The sequence below is a fragment of the Aminobacter sp. MDW-2 genome (assembly GCF_014250155.1).
Lineage (GTDB): Bacteria > Pseudomonadota > Alphaproteobacteria > Rhizobiales > Rhizobiaceae > Aminobacter > Aminobacter ciceronei.
Map to the genome: position 1 here is coordinate 330,600 of NZ_CP060197.1, position 20,301 is coordinate 350,900.

General features: G+C 63.0%; 22 protein-coding genes and 1 pseudogene. 4 read left to right on the forward strand and 19 right to left on the reverse strand.

The window, feature by feature from the left end; genetic code table 11:
* Nucleotides 1–80: 80 nt before the first annotated feature.
* From H5P29_RS32390 to gstA, 12 genes and pseudogenes are all read right to left on the reverse strand, one after another.
* On the reverse strand, nucleotides 81–608 hold the full coding sequence (locus tag H5P29_RS32390) for a hypothetical protein (RefSeq protein ID WP_246670728.1): 528 nt from the start codon (nucleotides 606–608) through the stop codon (nucleotides 81–83).
* Nucleotides 605–1,060 carry a hypothetical protein gene (locus H5P29_RS32395; protein WP_246670727.1) on the reverse strand — a complete coding sequence of 152 codons (456 nt, stop codon included), beginning with the start codon at nucleotides 1,058–1,060 and terminating at the stop codon, nucleotides 605–607. Before H5P29_RS32395 ends, H5P29_RS32390 begins: the two co-directional genes overlap by 4 nt.
* Before the next feature lie 176 nt (nucleotides 1,061–1,236).
* Complete coding sequence (locus H5P29_RS01705; protein ID WP_154384556.1) at nucleotides 1,237–3,480, reverse strand: transglycosylase domain-containing protein; 2,244 nt, start codon at nucleotides 3,478–3,480, stop codon at nucleotides 1,237–1,239.
* Nucleotides 3,481–3,666: 186 nt separating this feature from the next.
* Nucleotides 3,667–3,888 (reverse strand): hypothetical protein, encoded by a 222-nt coding sequence (locus H5P29_RS01710; RefSeq protein ID WP_067954921.1) that lies wholly within the window; start codon nucleotides 3,886–3,888, stop codon nucleotides 3,667–3,669.
* 204 nt (nucleotides 3,889–4,092) lie between these two features.
* On the reverse strand, nucleotides 4,093–4,293 hold the full coding sequence (locus H5P29_RS01715; RefSeq protein ID WP_154384555.1) for a hypothetical protein: 201 nt from the start codon (nucleotides 4,291–4,293) through the stop codon (nucleotides 4,093–4,095).
* 36 nt (nucleotides 4,294–4,329) lie between these two features.
* Nucleotides 4,330–4,581, reverse strand: a complete 252-nt coding sequence (locus H5P29_RS01720) for a hypothetical protein (protein ID WP_067954926.1) — start codon at nucleotides 4,579–4,581, stop codon at nucleotides 4,330–4,332.
* An 84-nt stretch (nucleotides 4,582–4,665) separates the two neighbouring features.
* Nucleotides 4,666–4,965, reverse strand: a complete 300-nt coding sequence (locus H5P29_RS01725; protein ID WP_154384554.1) for a hypothetical protein — start codon at nucleotides 4,963–4,965, stop codon at nucleotides 4,666–4,668.
* 142 nt (nucleotides 4,966–5,107) lie between these two features.
* Nucleotides 5,108–5,725, reverse strand: a complete 618-nt coding sequence (locus tag H5P29_RS01730) for a ribonuclease D (RefSeq protein WP_154384553.1) — start codon at nucleotides 5,723–5,725, stop codon at nucleotides 5,108–5,110.
* Between the two features lie 76 nt (nucleotides 5,726–5,801).
* Nucleotides 5,802–7,190, reverse strand: coding sequence for a M20/M25/M40 family metallo-hydrolase (locus H5P29_RS01735; RefSeq protein ID WP_154384552.1), 1,389 nt, complete (start codon nucleotides 7,188–7,190; stop codon nucleotides 5,802–5,804).
* A 345-nt stretch (nucleotides 7,191–7,535) separates the two neighbouring features.
* Nucleotides 7,536–7,745 (reverse strand): 4-oxalocrotonate tautomerase family protein, encoded by a 210-nt coding sequence (locus tag H5P29_RS01740; RefSeq protein WP_154384551.1) that lies wholly within the window; start codon nucleotides 7,743–7,745, stop codon nucleotides 7,536–7,538.
* A gap of 27 nt (nucleotides 7,746–7,772) precedes the next feature.
* A pseudogene (locus H5P29_RS32890) lies at nucleotides 7,773–8,275 on the reverse strand (nuclear transport factor 2 family protein).
* The gene (gstA, locus tag H5P29_RS01750; protein WP_154384550.1) at nucleotides 8,158–8,763 is read right to left on the reverse strand and encodes a glutathione transferase GstA; all 606 of its coding nucleotides are present in this window, start codon (nucleotides 8,761–8,763) and stop codon (nucleotides 8,158–8,160) included. Before gstA ends, H5P29_RS32890 begins: the two are co-directional and overlap by 118 nt.
* A gap of 171 nt (nucleotides 8,764–8,934) precedes the next feature.
* Between gstA and H5P29_RS01755 the strand changes: the two genes are divergently transcribed.
* The 4 genes from H5P29_RS01755 to H5P29_RS01770 all read left to right on the forward strand — a co-directional run bounded on the left by H5P29_RS01755 (nucleotide 8,935) and on the right by H5P29_RS01770 (nucleotide 13,708).
* The gene (locus tag H5P29_RS01755) at nucleotides 8,935–9,321 is read left to right on the forward strand and encodes a helix-turn-helix domain-containing protein (protein WP_154384549.1); all 387 of its coding nucleotides are present in this window, start codon (nucleotides 8,935–8,937) and stop codon (nucleotides 9,319–9,321) included.
* 165 nt (nucleotides 9,322–9,486) lie between these two features.
* Nucleotides 9,487–9,918, forward strand: a complete 432-nt coding sequence (locus H5P29_RS01760) for a GNAT family N-acetyltransferase (RefSeq protein WP_185910227.1) — start codon at nucleotides 9,487–9,489, stop codon at nucleotides 9,916–9,918.
* A gap of 177 nt (nucleotides 9,919–10,095) precedes the next feature.
* Nucleotides 10,096–13,077, forward strand: a complete 2,982-nt coding sequence (polA, locus tag H5P29_RS01765) for a DNA polymerase I (protein ID WP_154384547.1) — start codon at nucleotides 10,096–10,098, stop codon at nucleotides 13,075–13,077.
* A 1-nt stretch (nucleotide 13,078) separates the two neighbouring features.
* Complete coding sequence (locus tag H5P29_RS01770; protein WP_154384723.1) at nucleotides 13,079–13,708, forward strand: LysE family translocator; 630 nt, start codon at nucleotides 13,079–13,081, stop codon at nucleotides 13,706–13,708.
* 6 nt (nucleotides 13,709–13,714) lie between these two features.
* On the opposite strand, the gene H5P29_RS01775 is transcribed toward H5P29_RS01770, so the two are convergent.
* The 7 genes from H5P29_RS01775 to H5P29_RS01805 all read right to left on the reverse strand — a co-directional run bounded on the left by H5P29_RS01775 (nucleotide 13,715) and on the right by H5P29_RS01805 (nucleotide 20,275).
* Nucleotides 13,715–14,128 (reverse strand): Fur family transcriptional regulator, encoded by a 414-nt coding sequence (locus tag H5P29_RS01775; RefSeq protein ID WP_115733516.1) that lies wholly within the window; start codon nucleotides 14,126–14,128, stop codon nucleotides 13,715–13,717.
* 176 nt (nucleotides 14,129–14,304) lie between these two features.
* Complete coding sequence (mgrA, locus tag H5P29_RS01780) at nucleotides 14,305–15,357, reverse strand: L-glyceraldehyde 3-phosphate reductase (protein ID WP_154384546.1); 1,053 nt, start codon at nucleotides 15,355–15,357, stop codon at nucleotides 14,305–14,307.
* A gap of 57 nt (nucleotides 15,358–15,414) precedes the next feature.
* On the reverse strand, nucleotides 15,415–16,557 hold the full coding sequence (locus tag H5P29_RS01785; RefSeq protein ID WP_154384545.1) for a Gfo/Idh/MocA family protein: 1,143 nt from the start codon (nucleotides 16,555–16,557) through the stop codon (nucleotides 15,415–15,417).
* 12 nt (nucleotides 16,558–16,569) lie between these two features.
* Nucleotides 16,570–17,313 (reverse strand): sugar phosphate isomerase/epimerase, encoded by a 744-nt coding sequence (locus H5P29_RS01790; protein ID WP_154384544.1) that lies wholly within the window; start codon nucleotides 17,311–17,313, stop codon nucleotides 16,570–16,572.
* A 29-nt stretch (nucleotides 17,314–17,342) separates the two neighbouring features.
* Nucleotides 17,343–18,422: an ABC transporter ATP-binding protein gene (locus tag H5P29_RS01795; protein ID WP_154384543.1), complete on the reverse strand. Its 1,080-nt coding sequence runs from the start codon at nucleotides 18,420–18,422 to the stop codon at nucleotides 17,343–17,345.
* A gap of 4 nt (nucleotides 18,423–18,426) precedes the next feature.
* Nucleotides 18,427–19,329 carry a carbohydrate ABC transporter permease gene (locus tag H5P29_RS01800; RefSeq protein ID WP_154384722.1) on the reverse strand — a complete coding sequence of 301 codons (903 nt, stop codon included), beginning with the start codon at nucleotides 19,327–19,329 and terminating at the stop codon, nucleotides 18,427–18,429.
* Nucleotides 19,330–19,372: 43 nt separating this feature from the next.
* On the reverse strand, nucleotides 19,373–20,275 hold the full coding sequence (locus H5P29_RS01805; protein ID WP_154384542.1) for a carbohydrate ABC transporter permease: 903 nt from the start codon (nucleotides 20,273–20,275) through the stop codon (nucleotides 19,373–19,375).
* Between the last annotated feature and the right edge of the window lie 26 nt (nucleotides 20,276–20,301).

Genomic DNA, 20,301 nt, shown 5'->3' on the forward strand with positions numbered 1-20,301 from the left:
CGGCCTGGATTTCGCGCTTGACGGCGACAGCTCGCAGCGAGCGAGCCGCCCCGTGAGGCTGCGGCGAGTGGTTTCGGCAGTCAAAGTATGTTGAGTGAGATATCGACCCGGAGGAGTTGAGTCCCGTCCTTGCTCCAAGTCGAAGCCGAATTCATGCCATAGGGGATCGAACCAAACAGCCGTCGAAATACCCCGCGTGTCGGAAATTTCGGACCATTCTTGCGGATAGAGTAGGAGCCATGAACATGCTGGGTGCCGTCATAACTGATGTTTGGACGTGCGCTGCTGAACGACTTGGGCACTGTGAAGCCTTGGGCTTCGAACCATTTCGTTGCATGCGAAATGTTTCTGTAGGAAGCAAGAAGCCTGAACATGCAGACCTCGGCCTCACTCACGTTGTTGATGCGGTCCCAATCCATCTGCTCAAGGTAATTTGGGGAGGCCTTATCGGCGTTCCTCGACAGGCAGGATGCCACGTCGGGAAAATCCATCAACGCCACCTTCCGAGCTGCGGACATCTTCCGCAAAGGCACGGGCGGCGTTCCCAAGCCGGGTTCGCTTACGTAGCTTACCCACAGCAGTTTTCCTCCATAGTAGCCGTAGCTCACTGCTTGGGCAGCAAAATAGGCAACGACTGCGTAAGCGAGATAGGTTCCGGGCTGAACCCCGGCTGACTCTTTTGTTCACGCCAAGCCGAAATCCAGTCGCCCGCCGACTTACCGGCCGACAGCCAGTAAAAGTAGCCTGCGGCCGGCGCCGAAACCGCCGCAGCCAGCAAGTTTGCTCGCCCCAGGAACAGCCCTCCGGCTGTCCAGACGAGAAAGTAGGGCCACTGCTTTTGCACACCGCGCAGTTCCATGATGGTGAGCATGAAAAGCAATGGCGCAGCACCAAAGAAGACGTACGCTGGCGCACGAAATACAACGCCCCACCACAGCGCGTGTAATGGGAAGCCATTTGCGACAGGGAGTGCGTTTACGAACTCAATCAATGCGGCAAAGATCACGATCCCCATGACGGCGCAAAATGCCATACGGAGAATTCGGAGCAATATCGTCATAACATCCTCATGAAATATTCGATGTTCTGAAAACTCATAACATCAAATGAATACTTCACCGATCGTCAACAACAACCGTCGGGGATATTTCCGGAAAGCATCATGACCGATAGACGTCCGCGCACGTCTGTTGCGAACGTCACAGACATACGCAGATCATCAGGGATTTGGAGTGCCTAGTTCCCCAGAAGCACGTCCAGGATCGACGTTTCGCGGCGCTGGGTCGGACCGCCGACTTCGCCGGGAGGAACCGGGCGGCCGCCGCCGACATCTGCGGGCGGCACGGGTCGGCCGATCGAGGCGGTGGGTTGGTCCTGCCGGACGTTGACGGCGCCGACCTGCTGCTTTGCCGGCTTCGGCGCTGGCGGGAAGGTGTTTTCATCCATTTGCTGGGCCGGCTGGTCGTCAACGGCGACGTCAGGTGCCCCGCTGCCCGGTGTCCACGAGCCCGGAAGCGCCGCCACCGGCACGCCTTCGTGGGCTGCAACCATGAATTCGTGCCAGGCCAGCGCCGGCAGTGCGCCGCCGGTGACCTTCTTCATCGGTTTGCCGTCGTCATTGCCGAACCACACGCCGGTGGTCAGGTTGGCGGTGAAACCAACGAACCAGGCATCGCGCGAGTTCTGGCTTGTGCCTGTCTTGCCGGCTGCCGGCCAGGCAAAGGCAGCCTTCTTGGCCGTACCCTCCTCGACCGCGCCGGTCATCATCGCGTTCATCATGCCGACGACCTCGGGACTGATCACCCGCGGCCCGCCTCCAGCCGTGTTCTCGTAGAGCACCTTGCCGTCGGTGGTGGTGACACGGCGGATGATGTGGACTTCGGGCCGGTAGCCGCCATTGGCGAAAGGCACGTAGGCAGCGGTCAGCTCGAGCGGGGTTACCTCGGATGTGCCGAGCGAGATCGATACGTTGGGCTGCAACTCGGATTCGATGCCCATGCGATGGGCTGCCTCGACGACAGCGTTGGGCCCGACTTCCATGGCGAGCTGTGCCGCCACCGAATTCAGCGACTTCGCCAGGGCCGTCTTCAGCGTCACCCGGCCATAATATTTGCCGTTGTAGTTTTCCGGCGTCCACTTGCCGATCTTGATCGGCGCGTCGTTGCGCATACTGTCGGGGGTGCGGCCCTGCTCAAGTGCCGCCATGTAGACGAAGGGCTTGAACGCCGAGCCCGGCTGGCGCCGCGCTTCGGAAGCGCGGTCGAACTGGCTGGTGGCATAGTCGTAGCCGCCGACCATGGCGCGCACGGCGCCGGTATTGTCGATCGACACCAGCGCGCCCTGGCTGACATTCAGCTTCTGGCCGTTCTCGTCGACGAGCCGCCGGATCGATTTCTCGGCAATCTCCTGCAGCGTCATGTCGACTGTCGTGTCGACGACGATGTCCGACTGCACCTCGCCGATGAGCTCGGGCAACTCCTGCATGACGCGGTCGGCGACGTAGTTTTCCGAACCGGTCCAGAACGAGGCGACACGGGTCGCCGGCGCATTCATTGCGTTGGCCAGTTCCTTGTCGCCGATCATGCCCTGGTCGCGCATGGCGGCAAGGACCAGTTGGGCGCGGTCGCCCGCGGCCTTGGGATCGCGTGCCGGCGACAGCCGCGACGGCGCCTTGAGCAGGCCGGCCAGAAGTGCCGCCTCGGCCAATGTCACGTCGCGCGAGGACTTGCCGAAATAGCGCCGCGAGGCGGCCTCCACGCCATAAGAACCGGAGCCGAAAAACACCCGGTTGAGATACATCTCAAGGATCTGGTCCTTGGTGTGCTTCTGCTCCAACCACATTGCCAGGAGCACTTCCTGGACCTTGCGCTCCAAGGTGCGGTCGGGCTTCAGGAACAGGTTCTTGGCCAGCTGCTGGGTCAGCGTCGAGCCGCCCTGGGTGAAGCGGCCATTGAGGAACCGCGTCGACACGGCACGCGCCAGGCCAATCGGGTCGAAGCCGAAATGCGAATAGAAGCGCTTGTCCTCGATCGCGATCACGGCTTGCGGGATGTAGGGCGACATCTGGTGCAGGCCGACAGCCTCGCCGCCGGTCATGCCGCGATTGGCGACGAGCTGGCCGTCGACGCCGACGATCTTGATGTTGGGCGAACGGTCGGGAATGGCCCAGGTGGTGGCGCTGGGCATCTTGGCGCCGTAGTAGACGACGATGCCGGCAGCGGCGATGCCGCCCCAGATGGCAAGAACGAAGCACCAGTAGACCAGGCGACCGAAGATGCCGAACAGGCCGCGCTTTGGCTTGCGCGAGCGGCTGCGGCCGCGTTCAGGCGCGCGGCCCTTGGACGACTTGCGCTTGGCGGGCTGCTTGCGGCGGCTGGGCACGACGCGGTCCTCCTCGCGCACCGAAAAGACGTCGTCCTCCGCATCATTGCGCGGTCCATCGAAGCTGGGCTCGATGCGTCTGTCGTTCCGGTTCGCCATACCTGTTTGTCCGGCCCCCATGCCAATGGCGTTCCGGTTGGACAGTAAATGCGGCGATTTAAGGAGGCCTTAAACAACCGGAGCTGCCGACCTGTGGGCAAGGCGCAACGGCCGCGCTGTGGATAGGGGTGACCGAAACAGCAAAACCGCCGTCCTTGCGGGCGGCGGTTTGGCGGTCGGTCCATGTCACTGCGGGATCGGGTCAGGACGCGGATCGTTCGGCTTGTCGGGGCGGTCGCTGCCCTTGTAACAGGGGCTCGAGGGATCGTTCTTGTCGCAGCAATTGCTGCTCTGCAGGTAGCGCGGATCCTTCGGCTTCCATTCGCAACGGCGGATCTCTGTCGACTGGCACGCGGTCACCGCCGAAGCGGCGACGACGGCCAGAATGATGTTGCGGAATACACTCATGGTTCTCTCCTTTGAAATGAATTTTCCCACCTCACGAGACTGGGTCGCAGCCAAGGGCGAAATGGTTCAAAAGAGATTTGAGATTTTTTACGCTGCCTCTAATCGGTAGCAGGACAGGGCGTCGGCGCGGAGATGATGACCCCCAACGTGGCGTTGGACCTGCATCGGAAGCAGTTTGGAGGTCGGCGGCAGTGGCGGCCGCTTCTATGGTCCGGTCGTCTTGTTGAGGGCAGCTGAGACCCGCTCGCGCAGCATCTCGGCGATGTCTGTGGCCATGTGAAGGCGGACACGGCCGCCGCGGGCATCGACGAGCGTCACGGCGACGCCGTCCAGCGTGTCGTCCTTGGCAGCCTCCACGGCCGCCACCATGAACTCATGTTCCTTGCGATCGGTTTTTTCGGCCATGGCTATGCTCCCTGGCTGGCAGAACCGATCATACGCCTATTCGTCGTCTTCGTCGCTGCCGCCTGATTTGGCCCAGGAGTGCGGGCTGATGCGTTTCTGGGTGTCGCTGTCGACATAGGCCCACCAGCCGGTGTCGCTGTCGTCCCATTGCCCGCCTGATGCCTTCAGGCGGTCCAGCGACCGGTACTGCGCAACCGATTCATTTTCCTGGCCGTCGCGGTCGGTCCAGTAGACCGTGACCTTGGAGCCATCGGTAGGTGCGGAAGCGATCGGCAGTTTGGCGCTCATCTGGGTCTCTCGGATTGCTGCTGGCGGATTGCTGGCCAACGATAGACGACCGCGCGGCCCGGTAAAGCCACGCGGCGGCAAAAGTCAGCGACGGCTGAGCAGGGCAGCGACAAGGCCGAAGACCGCGACGCCGACAAGTGCTGTCGTCATCGGATTGTCCTGGGCGGTTTTCTTCGCCACGCGCGCCTGCTTGCGCATCGCCGGCAAGGCATCGGTGAAGCGGTCGTACAAACCTTCGTAAAGCTCTGAAGCGCTTTCACGGCTGTCGGCAAGGGCTGCGGAGCCGCGCTTGGACATCGACTTGGTCAGCGAAGCGACCTGCTTGGTCAGCTGGGAAACCTGTTCTTCGAGGTCGGCCTGGATTTCTTCACGGGTGGAAGCCATTCGTATGCGTCCTTTCATCTGGTACGCATCCAAACGGCTCAGGCAGGCTGTTGTTCCCTAGGCGGGGCTAAACGTCGCCACCCAGTCCGACCGCCTGCAGCTACAGTCGGACGGATCTTTCACGATATCAAGCGCTTAGAACTCAGCTATGGGCGAAGATGTCTTCTTCGTCCCAGCCCATCAGGTCGAGTTTGGCGCGGGTGGGCAGGAAGCGGAAGCAGGCCTCGGCTTCCCTGCTGCGGCCATCGCGCTCCAGCCTAGCGGCGAGCACGTCGCGCAGCCGGTGCAGGTAGAGCACATCGGAGGCGGCGTATTCGAGCTGCTCCGGCGACAGCGTCTCTGCCGCCCAGTCCGACGACTGCTGCTGCTTGGACAGCGACACGCCCAAAAGCTCGTTGCAGATGTCCTTCAGGCCGTGCCGGTCGGTGTAGGTGCGGACCAGGCGCGAGGCGATCTTGGTGCAGAACACCGGCTCGGTCATCACGCCGAAGGCGTTGTAGAGCACGGCGATGTCGAAGCGGCCGAAATGGAACAGCTTGGTCACCTTGCGGTTCTTCAGAAGCGCGGTGAGGTTCGGCGCCTTCTTCTGGCCCGGCGCGATCTGGATGACGTCGGCGGTGCCATCGCCCGGCGAAATCTGGACGACGCAAAGGCGGTCGCGATGCGGGTTCAGCCCCAGCGTCTCGGTGTCGATGGCAACGGCATCGACGTCGTAGTGCTGGAGGTCGGGAAGGTCGTGCTTGTGAAAGCGGATGGTCATGCGTGTCTCCGATCGCGGCTTGGCAACTCAGTTGCCGCGATCGGAGGAAAAATCAATAGAAACCTCGGTTTCTGGCTCACTTGCGCGTCAGCGCCTCGAGAATACGCGCCCAGGAGCGCTGGCCCTTGTGGAACGAGGCCAGATCGTATTTCTCGTTCGGCGAGTGGATGCGGTCGTCAGGCAAAGCGAAACCGACGAGCAGCGACTCCATGCCAAGGAAGCTCTGGAAGTCGCCGACGATCGGGATCGAGCCACCCATGGCGAGCATTACGGCCGGCTTGGGCCACTCGTCCGACAGCGCATCCTTGGCCTTTGCCAGGAACGGCGAGTCGTAGGACAGCTGGATCGCCGGCCCGGCGCCATGCTCGTGGAACTCGACGCTGCAATCGGCCGGAATGCGCGCCTTCACGAAGTCGCGGAAGGCGGCACGGATCTTGTCGGGGTTCTGCTTGTGCACGAGGCGGAACGACACCTTGGCCGACGCTTCGGCGGCGATGACCGTCTTGAAGCCCTTGCCGGTGTAGCCGCCTGATATGCCGTTGAACTCGGCGGTCGGGCGGGCCCAGACCAGTTCGAGGATCGACCGGCCCTTCTCGCCCGAAGGGATCGACAGACCGATCTCGCCGAGGAAGTTTTCCGCCGTCTCGCCGAGCGTTTCCCACGACTTCAACACCTGCGAGGGCGTCTCCTCGACGCCGTCATAGAAGCCGGGAATGGTGACGCTGCCATTTTCGTCATGGATGGCTGCCAGCACCTTGGACAGGATGCGCACCGGATTGGCGGCGGCACCGCCATATTCACCCGAATGCAGGTCGCGGTCGGCGGCCTTGACGATCACCTCCTCACCGACGAGGCCGCGCAGGCCGACGCAGATGGCGGGCGTCTGGCGGTCCCACATGCCAGTGTCGCAGACCATGGCGAAATCGGCCTTCAACTCCTCGGCATTGGCCTCGAGGAATGGCTTCAGCGACGGCGAACCGGACTCCTCCTCACCCTCGAACAGCAGCGTAATCCTGCATGGCAGGCCGCCATGCACTTCCTTCCAGGCGCGGCAGGCCTCGACGAACAGCATCAGCTGTCCCTTGTCGTCGGACGAGCCGCGGCCGGTGATGACCTTGATGCCGCCGGCGATCTCCTTGATCTTGGGATCGAAGGGATCGTCTTCCCAGAGGTTAAGTGGGTCGACCGGCTGCACGTCGTAGTGGCCGTAGAACAGTACATGCGGCGAGCCGGCGGGGCCGTCGTGATGGGCGACCACCATCGGATGACCTGGCGTGTCGCGCACGCTGGCGTCGAAGCCGATGGTCTTGAGGTCGGCGACCAGCCATTCGGCGGCCTTGCGGCAGTCGCCTGCAAAGGCCGGGTCGGTGGAGATCGACTTGAGACGGAGCAACTCGAACAGGCGCTCCAGGCTCTGGTCGAGATTCTTGTCGAGGCGATCGAGAACGGGTGCGACAACGGACATTGGGGTGCCTTTCGATTCTTCTGGCGCGCAACCTAGTGGGCCGATGTGAAAACGAAAAGGCGGCAGGATTGGGCCAGCGGTCAACGCTGCGAAAGCTCTCTGGCAAGCGGACAAAAAAGTGCCGCCGTGGTGGAGGGGGGAGCCACGGCGGCACATTCTTAAACGGTGCGGCAGCCCGGAGAGGGGGATGAGGCTGCCGCAGGGTCCGGATAGGCGGGGGACGGGCCTGAGACCGGACTTCGGCAAAAACTGCCGATGCCCTACATTTGTTCCTTTGAACGTGGCGATTCAAGGGCACGAAGATTACACTTTTGTAACATGCGCGTGATCGGACCGCAGCCCTGCTCAGCCCTTGCCGCGCGCGCGACGGTACTGTTCGACAGGCATTCCGCCGACGCCCCAATCCTCCAAATCGACTTCATTTATTACCACGAACGTCGTCGTCGGATCCTTGTCGAGAACGTCGACGAGAAGATCGGTTGTGCCCTTGATCAAGGCGGCTTTCTGCTCCGGCGTCACGCCTTCACGGGTAATCTTGATATTGACGTAGGGCATTCTTCTGCTCCCGTTCCCGGCGGCTCACTAGGACTGCAGGTCGAAGTGAAAAACCTTTGACATGATCTGCCAGCGGCCATCGAGCTTCACCAGCGTCAGGAAGTCGGTGAAATGCTTGCGCCCGATGGCGCAGTTGAGCTTGGCGAAGGCCGTCACCGGACCGGCGAACTCGATCGACACGATGCGATCAGTGCGCACCTCCGACCGGGTCGCCGGCGAGGCCGCTTGTCGACGATGGGGAAATACTCGTCCATGGTCAGCCGCAGCAGCTCGCCTTCCGTCGCGCAGGCGTAGATCGCCTGTTGGTGGAAAATCCTCGTCAGCCGCTTGGTGTCGCTGAAGTAGAGCCCGTCGAAATAATCCGTGAGCGCATCGGCGACTTCGGCATAGGCCGTGGCGTGGTCGGCGGCGGTCATGCCAGGCCCTCGGCGGCCATCGCGGCAACGACGGACGGGCGCTGATGCACGCGCTCGACGAAGGCCGACAGGCGTGGCCAGCGTGCAAGGCCGATCCCTGTTGGGCCGGTCCATCTGGCGACGACAAACAGATAGGCATCGGCAACCGAGAAATGGTCGCCGAGCAGGTAGGCACGGCCATCGGCGAACTGCCTTTCCATATGGTCGAGGCGATTGCCGACATTCGCTTCCGCCGCGTCCTTGGCTTCGCCCGTGGCTCCGTGAAACAGCGGCCCGAATGCCTTGTGCAGTTCGGATGCGATGAAGTTCAGCTGCTCCTGCAGCCTCGCACGGGCAAGCGTGCCCGGCTCCGGCGCCAGGCGCCGCGCGCCGTTGCTGTCGGCGAGATACTGGACAATCGCTGCGCCCTCAGTCAGCACCTCGCCATCGCCGAGCCGAAGCGCCGGCACATAGCCCTTGGGGTTGATGGCGCGGAAATCCGCCCCAGTTTCGGTCGTCTTGGTCTCGACGTCGACACGCTCGACGTCGAACTGCCCGCCCAGTTCGTGCAGCACGATGTGCGGTGAAAGCGAGCAGAATCCGGGTGTGTAATAGAGCTTCAAGTGAGGTTTCCTTGCGCCTGAAACGTTAAGGTCATGTTTGCAGGCGAAGGGCTAACAGATAATCGTTACCTCTGGATACCAGGTAACTTGAGGTGATCTTCATTATCGGGTATCCAGGCGGTAACGGCAGTTTCGCCGCAGTAACCCGACGATTACTGAGGTGCTCGAGCCATGGCGCTGAAACTTCGCAGAAACCGCGCTCCCGAGCCGCCCGAGGCCTGTCCGCTCAGCGAATGCATGTCGCTGCTCGGCGGCGCCTGGACACCCAACATCATCTGGTACCTCAGCGCCGGCCCGCGCCGCTTCGGCGAGCTGCGCCACGACATCCCAGCTATTTCGGCAAAGGTGCTGACCGGACGGCTGCGCGATCTCGAGGCCAAAGGCGTTTTGTGGCGCCGCGTGATGCCGACGTCGCCGCCCTCGGTGGAATACGGGCTGACCGACCTCGGCACCGAGTTCCAGCCGGCGATCGCGGCTATCGTGGCGATCGGGCACAAGATCAAGCAGCGCCAGGCCGCCCATGGCCAGTCCGACGACATGGCGATGCCAGCCTCCTGACATGGACACGGTCTGGGCTGGCGGCCAATGTCAGTTGCCGAGGCCGCGCCCCTTTGCACAAGGATGCTGGCCGCCTAGTCTTGGGCAAATCAGCCAATCCAACTCCGGAATGAACAGTCCATGCCCGTGCATGTCCGAGCCGCCCTGCCTCAAGACGCCAGCGCCATGGCCCGAATCCTGAACGAAATCATCGACATCGGCGGAACCACGGCGCATCGCGAGAAGTTCGATGACCAGCGCATCATCGACTACTTCATCTCGCCGAAACTCGGAATCAGCTGCTTCGTGGCGCTGGAGGGCGAGCAGGTGCTGGGGTTCCAGTCGCTCGACTGGTCCGACCCAGACTGGCCGGGCGATCGGCTGCCCCCCGACTGGGGCGTCATTGCAACCTTCGTCGATCCGCACGCGCACAAGCGGGGCGCCGGAAGGGCGTTGTTCGCCAACACGGTGGAAGCTGCGAAAAATGCGGGTGTCAGCTTCATCGACGCAACCATCCGCAAGGAAAACACCGGCGGCCAGGCTTATTACGGAGGCATTGGCTTTACCGACTATAGCGAGAGCGCCGAGACCGTCTCAAAGCGTTTTGCGCCGCAATAAGAGGCGCCAAGATCGCCCTCCGGCGCTTGAATGTTGCCGGTCGCAGCGCGTCAGCCGCCACCTTGTCGGTGTCGACGTGACGACCCGCAACAGATGGTGTCAACGACTTGTCAGTAGACGGCGGCAAAGCCCGCTTGACCATGGACAGCCGCGCTGTGCCAAGCTACCCGTATCGCCATGAAAATAGGCGATCATCTCTTCCTAGTCGACGGCTCCGGCTACATCTTCCGCGCCTATCACGCGCTGCCGCCGCTGACCCGTAAGTCAGACGGCCTGCCGGTCGGCGCGGTGTCCGGTTTCTGCAACATGTTGTGGAAGCTGATGCTCGACGCGCGCAACACCGAAGCCGGCGTGGTGCCGACCCATTTCGCCGTCATCTTCGACTATTCCTCCAAGACCTTCCGCAACGAGCTCTATCCTGAATACAAGGCCAACCGCTCGGCGCCGCCGGAAGACCTGATCCCGCAATTCGGCCTGATCCGCCAGGCGACCAAAGCTTTCGAGCTGCCCTGCATCGAGATGGAGGGTTTCGAGGCCGACGACCTGATCGCAACCTACGCCAGGCTTGCCTGCGAGGCCGGCGGCGACACCACAATCGTCTCCTCCGACAAGGACCTGATGCAGCTCGTCGGTCCCAGCGTGTCGATGTACGACCCGATGAAGGATCGCCAGATCAACATCCCCGAGGTCATCGAGAAGTGGGGCGTGCCACCGGAGAAGATGATCGACCTGCAGGCGCTGACCGGCGACTCGGTCGACAACGTGCCGGGCGTTCCCGGCATCGGCCCAAAGACGGCAGCACAATTGCTCGAACAGTTCGGCGACCTCGACACGCTTCTCGCCCGTGCCTCCGAGATCAAGCAAGACAAGCGCCGCCAGTCGATCATCGACAACACCGAAAAGGCGCGCATTTCGCGCGAGCTGGTGCGGCTCAAGATCGATGTGCCGGTGACCGACGGGCTCGAAGATTTCGTGCTGCAGCCGCCCAACGGGCCGAAGCTGATCGGCTTCCTCAAGACCATGGAATTCACGTCGCTGACGCGCCGCGTCGCTGAGGCCACGGGCACCGAGGCGGGCGAGATCGAGGCCGTGCCGGTATCAGTGCAATGGGGCGCCGACGCGCATGGACCGGACGTCGGAGCGGGCGCAACACCTGCAGCGGCACCCGCCGCAGGTCCCGCCGCGCGTGCGAACGGCGGCAGCATCTCCGCCGCAGTGCCCCCGTCCGCCCCTGCCGACGGCGGCACCGCGCTCGACACGCCTACCGACCTCGCCAACAAGATCGCTGCAGCCGCAGTCTCGGAAAAATTCGACCACGCCGCCTATGTCACGATCCGTGACCTCGCGACACTGAAGGCCTGGGTGGCTGAAGCGACCGAGGCCGGCGTCATGGCATTCGACACCGAGACCAGCTCGCTCGATCCGATGCAGGCCGAGCTCGTCGGCATTTCTTTCGCCACCGCACCGGGACGCGCCGCCTATGTGCCGCTCGCCCATAAGAGCGGACGCGGCGACCTGCTCGGCGGTGGCCTGGTCGAGAACCAGATTCCGGTGCGCGACGCCCTAGCCACCCTCAAGCCGCTACTCGAAGACGGTTCGGTGCTGAAGATCGCGCAGAACCTGAAATACGACCTGGTGGTGATGAACCGCCACGGCGTCGACATCAGTCCGTTCGACGACACGATGCTGTTGTCCTACGTGCTCGACGGCGGCACCAATGGCGGCCACGGCATGGACCCGCTGTCGGAAAAATGGCTCGGCCACACGCCGATCGCCTTCAAGGACATCGCCGGCTCGGGAAAGAACTTCGTCGGCTTCGGCCAGGTCGACATCGACAAGGCGACCGCCTATGCCGCCGAGGATGCCGACGTGACACTGCGCTTGTGGCGCGTGCTGAAGCCACGCCTCGCCGCCAAGGGGCTGACCTCGGTCTACGAGCGGCTGGAGCGCCCGCTGGTGCCGGTGTTGGCCGAGATGGAGCAGCGCGGCATCTCGGTCGACAGGCAGATCCTGTCGCGGCTGTCGGGCGAGCTCGCCCAGGGTGCCGCGCGGCTTGAAGACGAGATCAACACGCTTGCCGGCGAGCGCTTCAACATCGGATCGCCCAAGCAGCTCGGCGACATCCTGTTCGGCCGCATGGGCCTGCCCGGCGGCACCAAGACCAAGACCGGCCAGTGGTCGACCTCGGCGCAGGTGCTCGAGGATCTCGCCGCCGAAGGCCACGAGCTGCCGCGCAAGATCGTTGATTGGCGCCAGCTGACCAAGCTGAAATCGACCTATACCGACGCCCTGCCCGGTTTCATCAACCCCGAGACCAAACGCGTCCACACCTCCTACGCGCTGGCCGCCACCACCACCGGCCGGCTGTCGTCGTCGGATCCTAACCTGCAGAACATTCCGATCCGCACCGCCGAAGGCCGCAAGATCCGCACCGCCTTCATCGCCGACAAGGGCAACAAGCTGATCTCGGCCGACTACAGCCAGATCGAGCTGCGCGTGCTCGCCCATGTCGCCGACATTGCCCAGCTCAAGCAGGCTTTCGCCGACGGCGTCGACATCCATGCCATGACGGCATCCGAAATGTTCTCGGTGCCGGTCGAGGGCATGCCGTCGGAAGTGCGCCGCCGCGCCAAGGCAATCAACTTCGGCATCATCTACGGCATCTCGGCCTTCGGCCTCGCCAATCAGCTGTCGATCCCGCGCGAGGAAGCGTCCGACTACATCAAGAAGTATTTCGAGCGCTTCCCCGGCATCCGCGCCTATATGGACGAGACCAAGGCGTTCTGCCGTGACAACGGCTATGTCGAGACCATCTTCGGCCGCCGCATCCACTATCCCGAAATCCGCTCGTCGAACCCGTCGGTACGCGCCTTCAATGAACGCGCCTCGATCAACGCCCGCCTGCAAGGCACCGCAGCCGACATCATCCGCCGGGCGATGATCCGCATGGACGACGCACTGATCGCGGCCAAGCTGTCGGCGCGCATGCTGCTCCAGGTACACGATGAACTGATCTTCGAAACTGTCGAGAATGAGGTCGCAGCGACGATCCCTGTAGTTCGGCACGTGATGGAGAACGCGGCCATGCCGGCCGCGTCGATGTCGGTGCCGCTGCATGTCGACGCCAACGCCGCCGACAGCTGGGACGAAGCGCACTGAGATGGAGTTCGCGGCGGCATCTGACCTGCCGACGCTGCTTTCCTTTTCCCTGACCTCTGTCATCATCGAGCTGACACCGGGGCCAAACATGACCTATCTGGCACTGGTGTCGGCTGGCGAAGGCCGCCGCGCCGGCTTCGCCACGGTGGCCGGCATCGCGCTCGGTCTCGCCACCATCGGCGTGGTCGCGGCACTTGGCGTCACCGAATTGATCCAGTCATCGCACCTGCTCTACGAGGGCCTGCGCTGGGCCGGCGTATTGTTCCTGCTCTTTCTCGCCTATGAAGGCTGGCGCGGTCCGGGCGACGTGGTATCCGAAGGCAACGATGCCGACCGGCGCTATTTCACCCGCGGGCTGGTAACCAACCTTCTGAACCCGAAGGCGGCGGTGTTCTATGTCGCTGTGCTGCCGACCTTCATCATCGCCGACAAGCCGGTGCTGTCGCAGACGCTCACGCTGACCGCCATCTATGTCGCGGTCGCGACCATCATCCATGCATTGATCGTGGCACTGGCAGGGACGCTCGAGCCCTTGCTCAACAACCCACGGATTGAGAAGGTCGCGCGAAAGTTCCTGTCGGCGCTGCTGGCGGCCGTGGCCGTCTGGTTCGCGTTTGCGACGGCACGCTAAGCTGGTTCAGGCGGCGATCGCAGCACATTTGGCGCAAGTGCCGCGGAACTCGATTACTGCCTTCTTGGCGACGAAGCCGGTCGATCCAACCCAGTGATCGAGCTGCTTGCCGATCGTCTCGTCCGAGATCTCGGTCACCTGGCCACAGGTGTCGCAGATGGCAAAGGCCGTCATGCGGTGGTTGTGATGGCTGTGGTCGTGCGGCTCGGAGCAGGCGACGAAGGCATTCAGGCTTTCGAGGCGATGGACGAACCCGTCCTTCATCAGCGCTTCAAGGGCGCGATAGACCTGCAGCGGCGCGCGAAAACCCTCGTCGCGCAACTGGTCGAGCAGCGTGTAGGCGCTGAGCGGTCCGGTCGCCACTTCGAGTTTCTCCAGAACCTTCTGCTGGTTCTTCGTCAGCGTAACCCGCGCCGCCATCTTTCCGCTTTCACCTTCCTCGGCCGGGCCGATGCCCGGACGGAACAATCCACCGCCTAAGATGGCGACTGGACACGGGTTTTGCTAGCGCGTCCGGCCGGCAAAGACAATCTGCCCCAAAAGCAAACGGCGGGAACGCCCGCCGCCTGCATGTTTCGAACCTTCAGAGCACCAGCTTATTTCTTCTGCCGCGCCGGCCCTTCGCGCTCGGACGAGCGGGCCCACAGGTTGATGTCGGCCTCGCGGGCATAGGTGTCGATCTCGGCCAGTTCCGCATCGGTGAAGATTGCGTTCTTCAGCGCGCCGACACAATCCTCGACCTGCTCAGGACGGCTGGCGCCGATCAGTGCCGAAGTGACGCGGCCGCCACGCAGCACCCAGGCCAGCGCCATCTGCGCCAGCGTCTGGCCGCGGCGTTCGGCAATACCGTTCAGCGCACGGATGTTGGCGAGGTTCTTGTCGTTGAGGAAGGCCGGGCGCAGCGACTTGCCCTGCGATGCGCGGCTGCCTTCCGGCACGCCGCCGAGATATTTGCCGGTCAGCATGCCCTGTGCCAGCGGCGAGAACACGATCGAACCGATGCCCAACCCGTCGAGCGCGTCGAGCAGGCCGTCATCCTCGACCCAGCGGTTGATCAGCGAATAGCTCGGCTGGTGGATCAGGCAGGGCGTACCGAGCTGGCGCAGGATGTCGGCCGCCTCACGGGTGCGCTGGGCATTGTATGAGGAGATGCCGGCATAAAGCGCCTTGCCGGAGCGCACGGCATGGTCGAGCGCACCCATCGTCTCTTCGAGCGGGGTGTCCGGGTCGAAGCGGTGCGAATAGAAGATGTCGACATAGTCGAGACCCATGCGCTTCAGGCTCTGGTCGAGACTCGCCAACACATATTTGCGGCTGCCCCACTCGCCGTAGGGACCGGGCCACATGTCGTAACCGGCCTTGGTCGAAATGATCATCTCGTCGCGGAGACCGGCAAAGTCGGTGCGCAGGATGTCGCCGAAGGCGGTCTCGGCCGAGCCGGGCGGCGGGCCATAATTGTTGGCAAGGTCGAAGTGGGTGATGCCGAGGTCGAAAGCCTTCTGGCAGATGGCGCGCTTGGTGTTGTGCGGCGTGTCCTCGCCGAAATTGTGCCACAGGCCGAGCGAGATCGCCGGCAGTTTGAGCCCCGATTTGCCGCAGCGATTGTAGACCATGTTTTCGTAACGGTTCGCAGCCGGCTGCCAGGTCATGATGCTGTCCTCGAATGGAAAGGGGAATCGGCCGATAGGCCGTTCCCCTGTCTTAGCCTATTTCGACGGAGCCAGCAGCCCCCTTGCAGCAGCCGGGCCGAGCGGCTCCGGGCGCTCGCAGGTCGTCTGCATCTCGACGAACTTCTTCGTCTCGCCCGACTTCAGTATACCGGTCATGATATCGATGACGTGGTTGGCGAGTTCCAGCGAACAGCGATGGGGCCTGCCCTGCATGATTGCCAGCGCCATGTCGGCGAGACCCGCCGTGCGGTAATTGGCCATCATGCCGTGCGGATGCTTCTCGTTGGCAACCGAGAAGGGGTGGTCCCATTTCGGCAGCGTCTTCACAGGCTTTTCGCCCCTGGTGTAGCTGAGATCACCGCCGAAGAAATTGGGGTCCGGCATGTGGATGGTGCCCTGCTCGCCATAAAGCTCCATCGGCGCGTGGCCGCTGTTCCAGACATCCCAGCTGGCATTGAAGGTAAAGACAGCGCCGTTCTCGAACTCCATCAGCGCAAGGATCGTCGTCGGTGTCGTCACCGGAATCTTCTCGCCAGCGCGTGGCTTCGACAAGATGGTTCGCTCCTTCGCCGGGATCGACGACAGTGCAGCCACGCGGGCAACCGGCCCGATCAACTGGACCAGATTGGCGATGTAATACGGTCCGAGATCGAGGATCGGCCCGCCGCCCGGCTGGAAGAAGAAGTCGGGGTTGGGGTGCCAATGCTCCATGCCATGGCTCATCACGTGGCAGGTGCCCGAGGTGATCCTGCCGAGCTTGCCGGTGTCGATCAAGTGCCGCGCCAGTTGATGTGAGCCGCCGAGGAAGGTGTCGGGCGCCGAGCCGATGCGCACGCCCTTCTTGTCGGCGCGCTTCTTGAGGTCGAGCCCGTCCTTGATGGCCAGCACGAATGGCTTTTCCGAATAGACGTGCTTGCCAGCTTCGATTGCCTGCCTCGACACCTCGTAGTGCACCGCCGGAATGGTCAGATTGACGACGATGTCGATGTCGTCAGATGCCAAAAGCCCTTCGACCGTCTCGGCGCGCAGCTTGAATTCCTTCGCCCGTGCCTTGGCCGCATCCATGTTGATGTCGGCGCAGGCACGCATCTCGATGCCTTTGAATTCAGGCGCATGCTTGAAGTAGGTCTTCGAGATGTTACCGCAGCCGATCACCCCGACGCCGAGTTTCCTTGCCATATGCTGTTCCCCCTAGAAGGTCTTGGCGGCTGCGATCGAGCGGCTTGCGAAGCGCTCGAAATCGGCCGGGTTGTCGTGTTCCATGACAAAATACTTCGCCGGCGTGTTCTTGCGCAAAGCCGTCACCAGCCCCGCCCAGTCGACCGTGCCGTGTCCGACGTCGGACCAGCCGTCCTCATCCGTCGCCAAGCCTTGAGGCGCGATGTCCTTGACGTGGACAGCCAGGATGCGCGGGCCGAACTCCTCGATCCAGTGCAGCGGGTCGGATCCGCCGCGGATCACCCAGGCGACGTCCATTTCCCAGCCGACCTCAGGGGCGGCCTCCAGGATCACGCGTTGTGGCACCACGCCGCCAACCGGCACGAACTCGAAGTCATGGTTATGCCAGGCAAAGTCGAAACCTGCTTCTTTGGCCTTTGCGCCAATGGCAGCAAGACGCCTGCCGAATGCCCGCCAGCCATCCGCGTCGGTAGGCCGTTCCGCCGGCTCGAGCCACGGGCAGGCGATCAGCTTCATGCCGAGCGTCCTGGCGATGCCTGCCGCCTTGGCGAAATCCTGCTCCAGAAGGTCGATGCCGAAATGGCCGCTCGGCATGGCCAGACCGTTCTTGTCGAGCTCGGCGCGGAACGCCGCGGGCTCTTCGTAGACGGCGCCAAAGCCCTCGACTTGGGCGTAACCGAGGGCGCCGAGCGTCTTGAGCACATTCTGCCAGGGTTGAAAGTTGCGGGCGCTGTAGAGTTGGAATGACCAGTCCATGGTTCTGTCCGTTTGTTTGGGAGGGGATTTCACATGCGGCTGCCGCTCTGGCCGTCGAACAGCGAGGCGCGCGCTGGATCGAAGCCGATGCGCAGCTGATCGCCCGACGCCAGATGGCGTTCGGCCTCGACGCGGAAGGCGAAACTCTGGCCGCCAAGCTTCGTCCAGACCAGCGTGTCCGAACCCATCGGTTCGACCAGCTCGACCCTGGCGTCCACTTGAAAGGGCATGGCAGCAGCGGCATCGCCCGTGGCAATGTGCTCCGGCCGCACGCCGAACACCGCCTTGCCGGGCTTAGCCGCGTCGCCAAAACCGTAGCGGCCGAGCGGTATCTTTGTGTCTGTCGCGACGAATGTCGGCGCATCGCCCTCAACCTCGCCGTCGAGAAAGTTCATGCCGGGCGAGCCGAGGAAGCCGGCGACGAAGCGATTGACCGGTTTGTTGTAGATCACCTGCGGCGCGTCGAGCTGCTGGATCACGCCGCCCTTCATGACGGCGATGCGGTCGGCCAGCGTCATCGCCTCGATCTGGTCGTGGGTGACGTAGATCATGGTGTTGGCGAGTTTCTGGTGCAGCCGCTTGATTTCGACGCGCAGCTCCGAGCGCAGTTTGGCGTCGAGATTGGACAGTGGCTCATCGAACAGGAACACGTCGACATCACGTACCAGCGCCCGGCCGATCGCCACGCGCTGGCGCTGCCCGCCCGACAGCGCCGCCGGCTTGCGCTGGAGCAGCGGCTCGATCTGCAGGATCTCGGCTGCGCGGGCGATACGCCTTGCGATCTCGTCCTTCGCCATGCCTGCCGTCTTCAGGCCGAAGGACAGGTTTCCCTCCACCGTCATCTGCGGATAGAGCGCATAGGACTGGAACACCATGCCGATGCCGCGATCCTTGGGCTCCTCCCAGGTGACGTTCTTGCCCTTGATGAAGATCTGCCCTTCGGACACGTCGAGCAGGCCGGCTATGCAGTTGAGCAGCGTGGACTTGCCGCAGCCGGAGGGACCGAGCAACACCAGGAACTCGCCCTCGGGCACGTCGAGGTTTAGCTCCTTGAGCACATCATAGGCGCCGAAGCTGAGCGAAACGTCCCTGACCTGGACACTCGTCATCGCCTCACCCCTTCACCGCGCCGGCGGCGATGCCGCGGACGAAAAGCTTGCCTGAAATGAAGTAGATGACGAGCGGAACCAGTCCGGTCAGAAGGGTGGCTGCCATGTTGACGTTGTACTCCTTCACGCCCTGTACGGCGTTGACGATGTTGTTGAGCTGGACCGTCATCGGATAGGTGTCGGGCTTGGTGTAGACGACGCCGAACAGGAAATCGTTCCAGATGCCGGTGACCTGCAGGATGATCGCCACGACGAAGATCGGCAACGACATCGGCAGCATGATCCTGAGATAGATCGTCCAGAAGCCGGCACCGTCGACACGAGCCGCCTTGAACAGCTCCTCCGGCAGCGAGGCGAAATAGTTGCGGAACAACAGCGTCAGGATCGGCATGCCGAAGATGGTGTGCACCAGCACCAGGCCCCACAGCGAGCCATAGAGGCCGATCTCGCGCAGCACGATGACTACAGGATAGAGCATCACTTGGTAGGGAATGAAGGCGCCGACGACGAGCACGGTGAAAAACACCTCGGCGCCTTTGAAGCGCCAGTTGGCCAGCGCGTAGCCATTGATCGAGGCGATTGATATCGACAGGAACACCGACGGCACGGTGATCATCACCGAGTTCCAGAAGCCGCGCGACAGCCCGTCGCAATTGAGGCCGGTGCAGGCCGTCGACCATGCCTTGATCCATGGCTCGAAGGTGATCTCGACCGGCGGCGAGAAGATGTTGCCGAGCCGGATTTCGGGCATGCCCTTCAGCGACGTCACCACCATCACATAGAGCGGCAGCAGGTAGTAGACGGCGACAAGCGCCAGCGTGCCGTAGATGAAGACGTTGCGGCGGGAGAAGCGGCGGCGCGGCCTGGGGCCATGCGGCCCCGACAGCGCCCTTGCGCGGGCGGGCATGGCGCTTGCCACCGCAAGTTCGGGGGCGGCGCGCAGAAGCTGCTCAGCCATGGCGGCGCCTCCTGGCGAATTCGAGATAGGCCCAGGGCACGATGACGATGACGACCGACAGCAGCATCATTGTCGAGGCGGCGAAGCCCTGCCCCAGATTCTGCGCCAGGAACATGTAGTTGTAGACGTATTTGGCCGGCACTTCGGATGCGATGCCGGGGCCGCCGCTGGTCTGGGCGACAACGAGGTCGTAGACCTTGACGATGCCGCTGGCGATGATCACCAACGTGGTCACAAGCACCGGCCGCATCATCGGGATGACGATGAAGACATAGGTCTTCCAGGTCGGGATGCCGTCGACGCGCGCCGCCTTCCAGATGTCGCCGTCGATGCCGCGCAGGCCTGCCAGCATCAGACACATGATCAGCCCCGTGCCCTGCCACAGCCCGGCGATCAGAATGCCGTAGATGACGATGTCGGCATTGTAGAGCGGGTCGAAGGTGAAGCTTTCCCAGCCGAGATTGCGAACCACCTGCTGGATGCCGAAATTTGGATTGAGGATCCACTGCCACGCCAGGCCGGTGACGATGAAGGACAGCGCGAAAGGGTAGAGAAAGATGGTGCGGAAGGTGTTCTCGAAACGGATCTTCTGGTCCATCAGGGCAGCCAGCACAAAGCCGATGACCAGTGAAAAGACCAGCGTGCAGACGCCGTAGATGGCGAGGTTCTCGACCGCCACCAGCCAGCGCGGCGTCGCCCACAGTCGCTCGTACTGGTCGAAGCCGACGAAGCTGGCGCGGGGCAGCAGTTTGGAGTTGGTAAAGGAATAAAACACCGTCCACGCCGTGCCGCCGACGAAAATGACCAGCGCGGTCAGGATCATCGGGATCGAGGCGATCTTGGCATTCAGGTTGCGAAACAAGCTGAATGGTCGGCCCTGATACGTCGGGGTCATCGGTCGGCACCCATCCGGATCGTCAG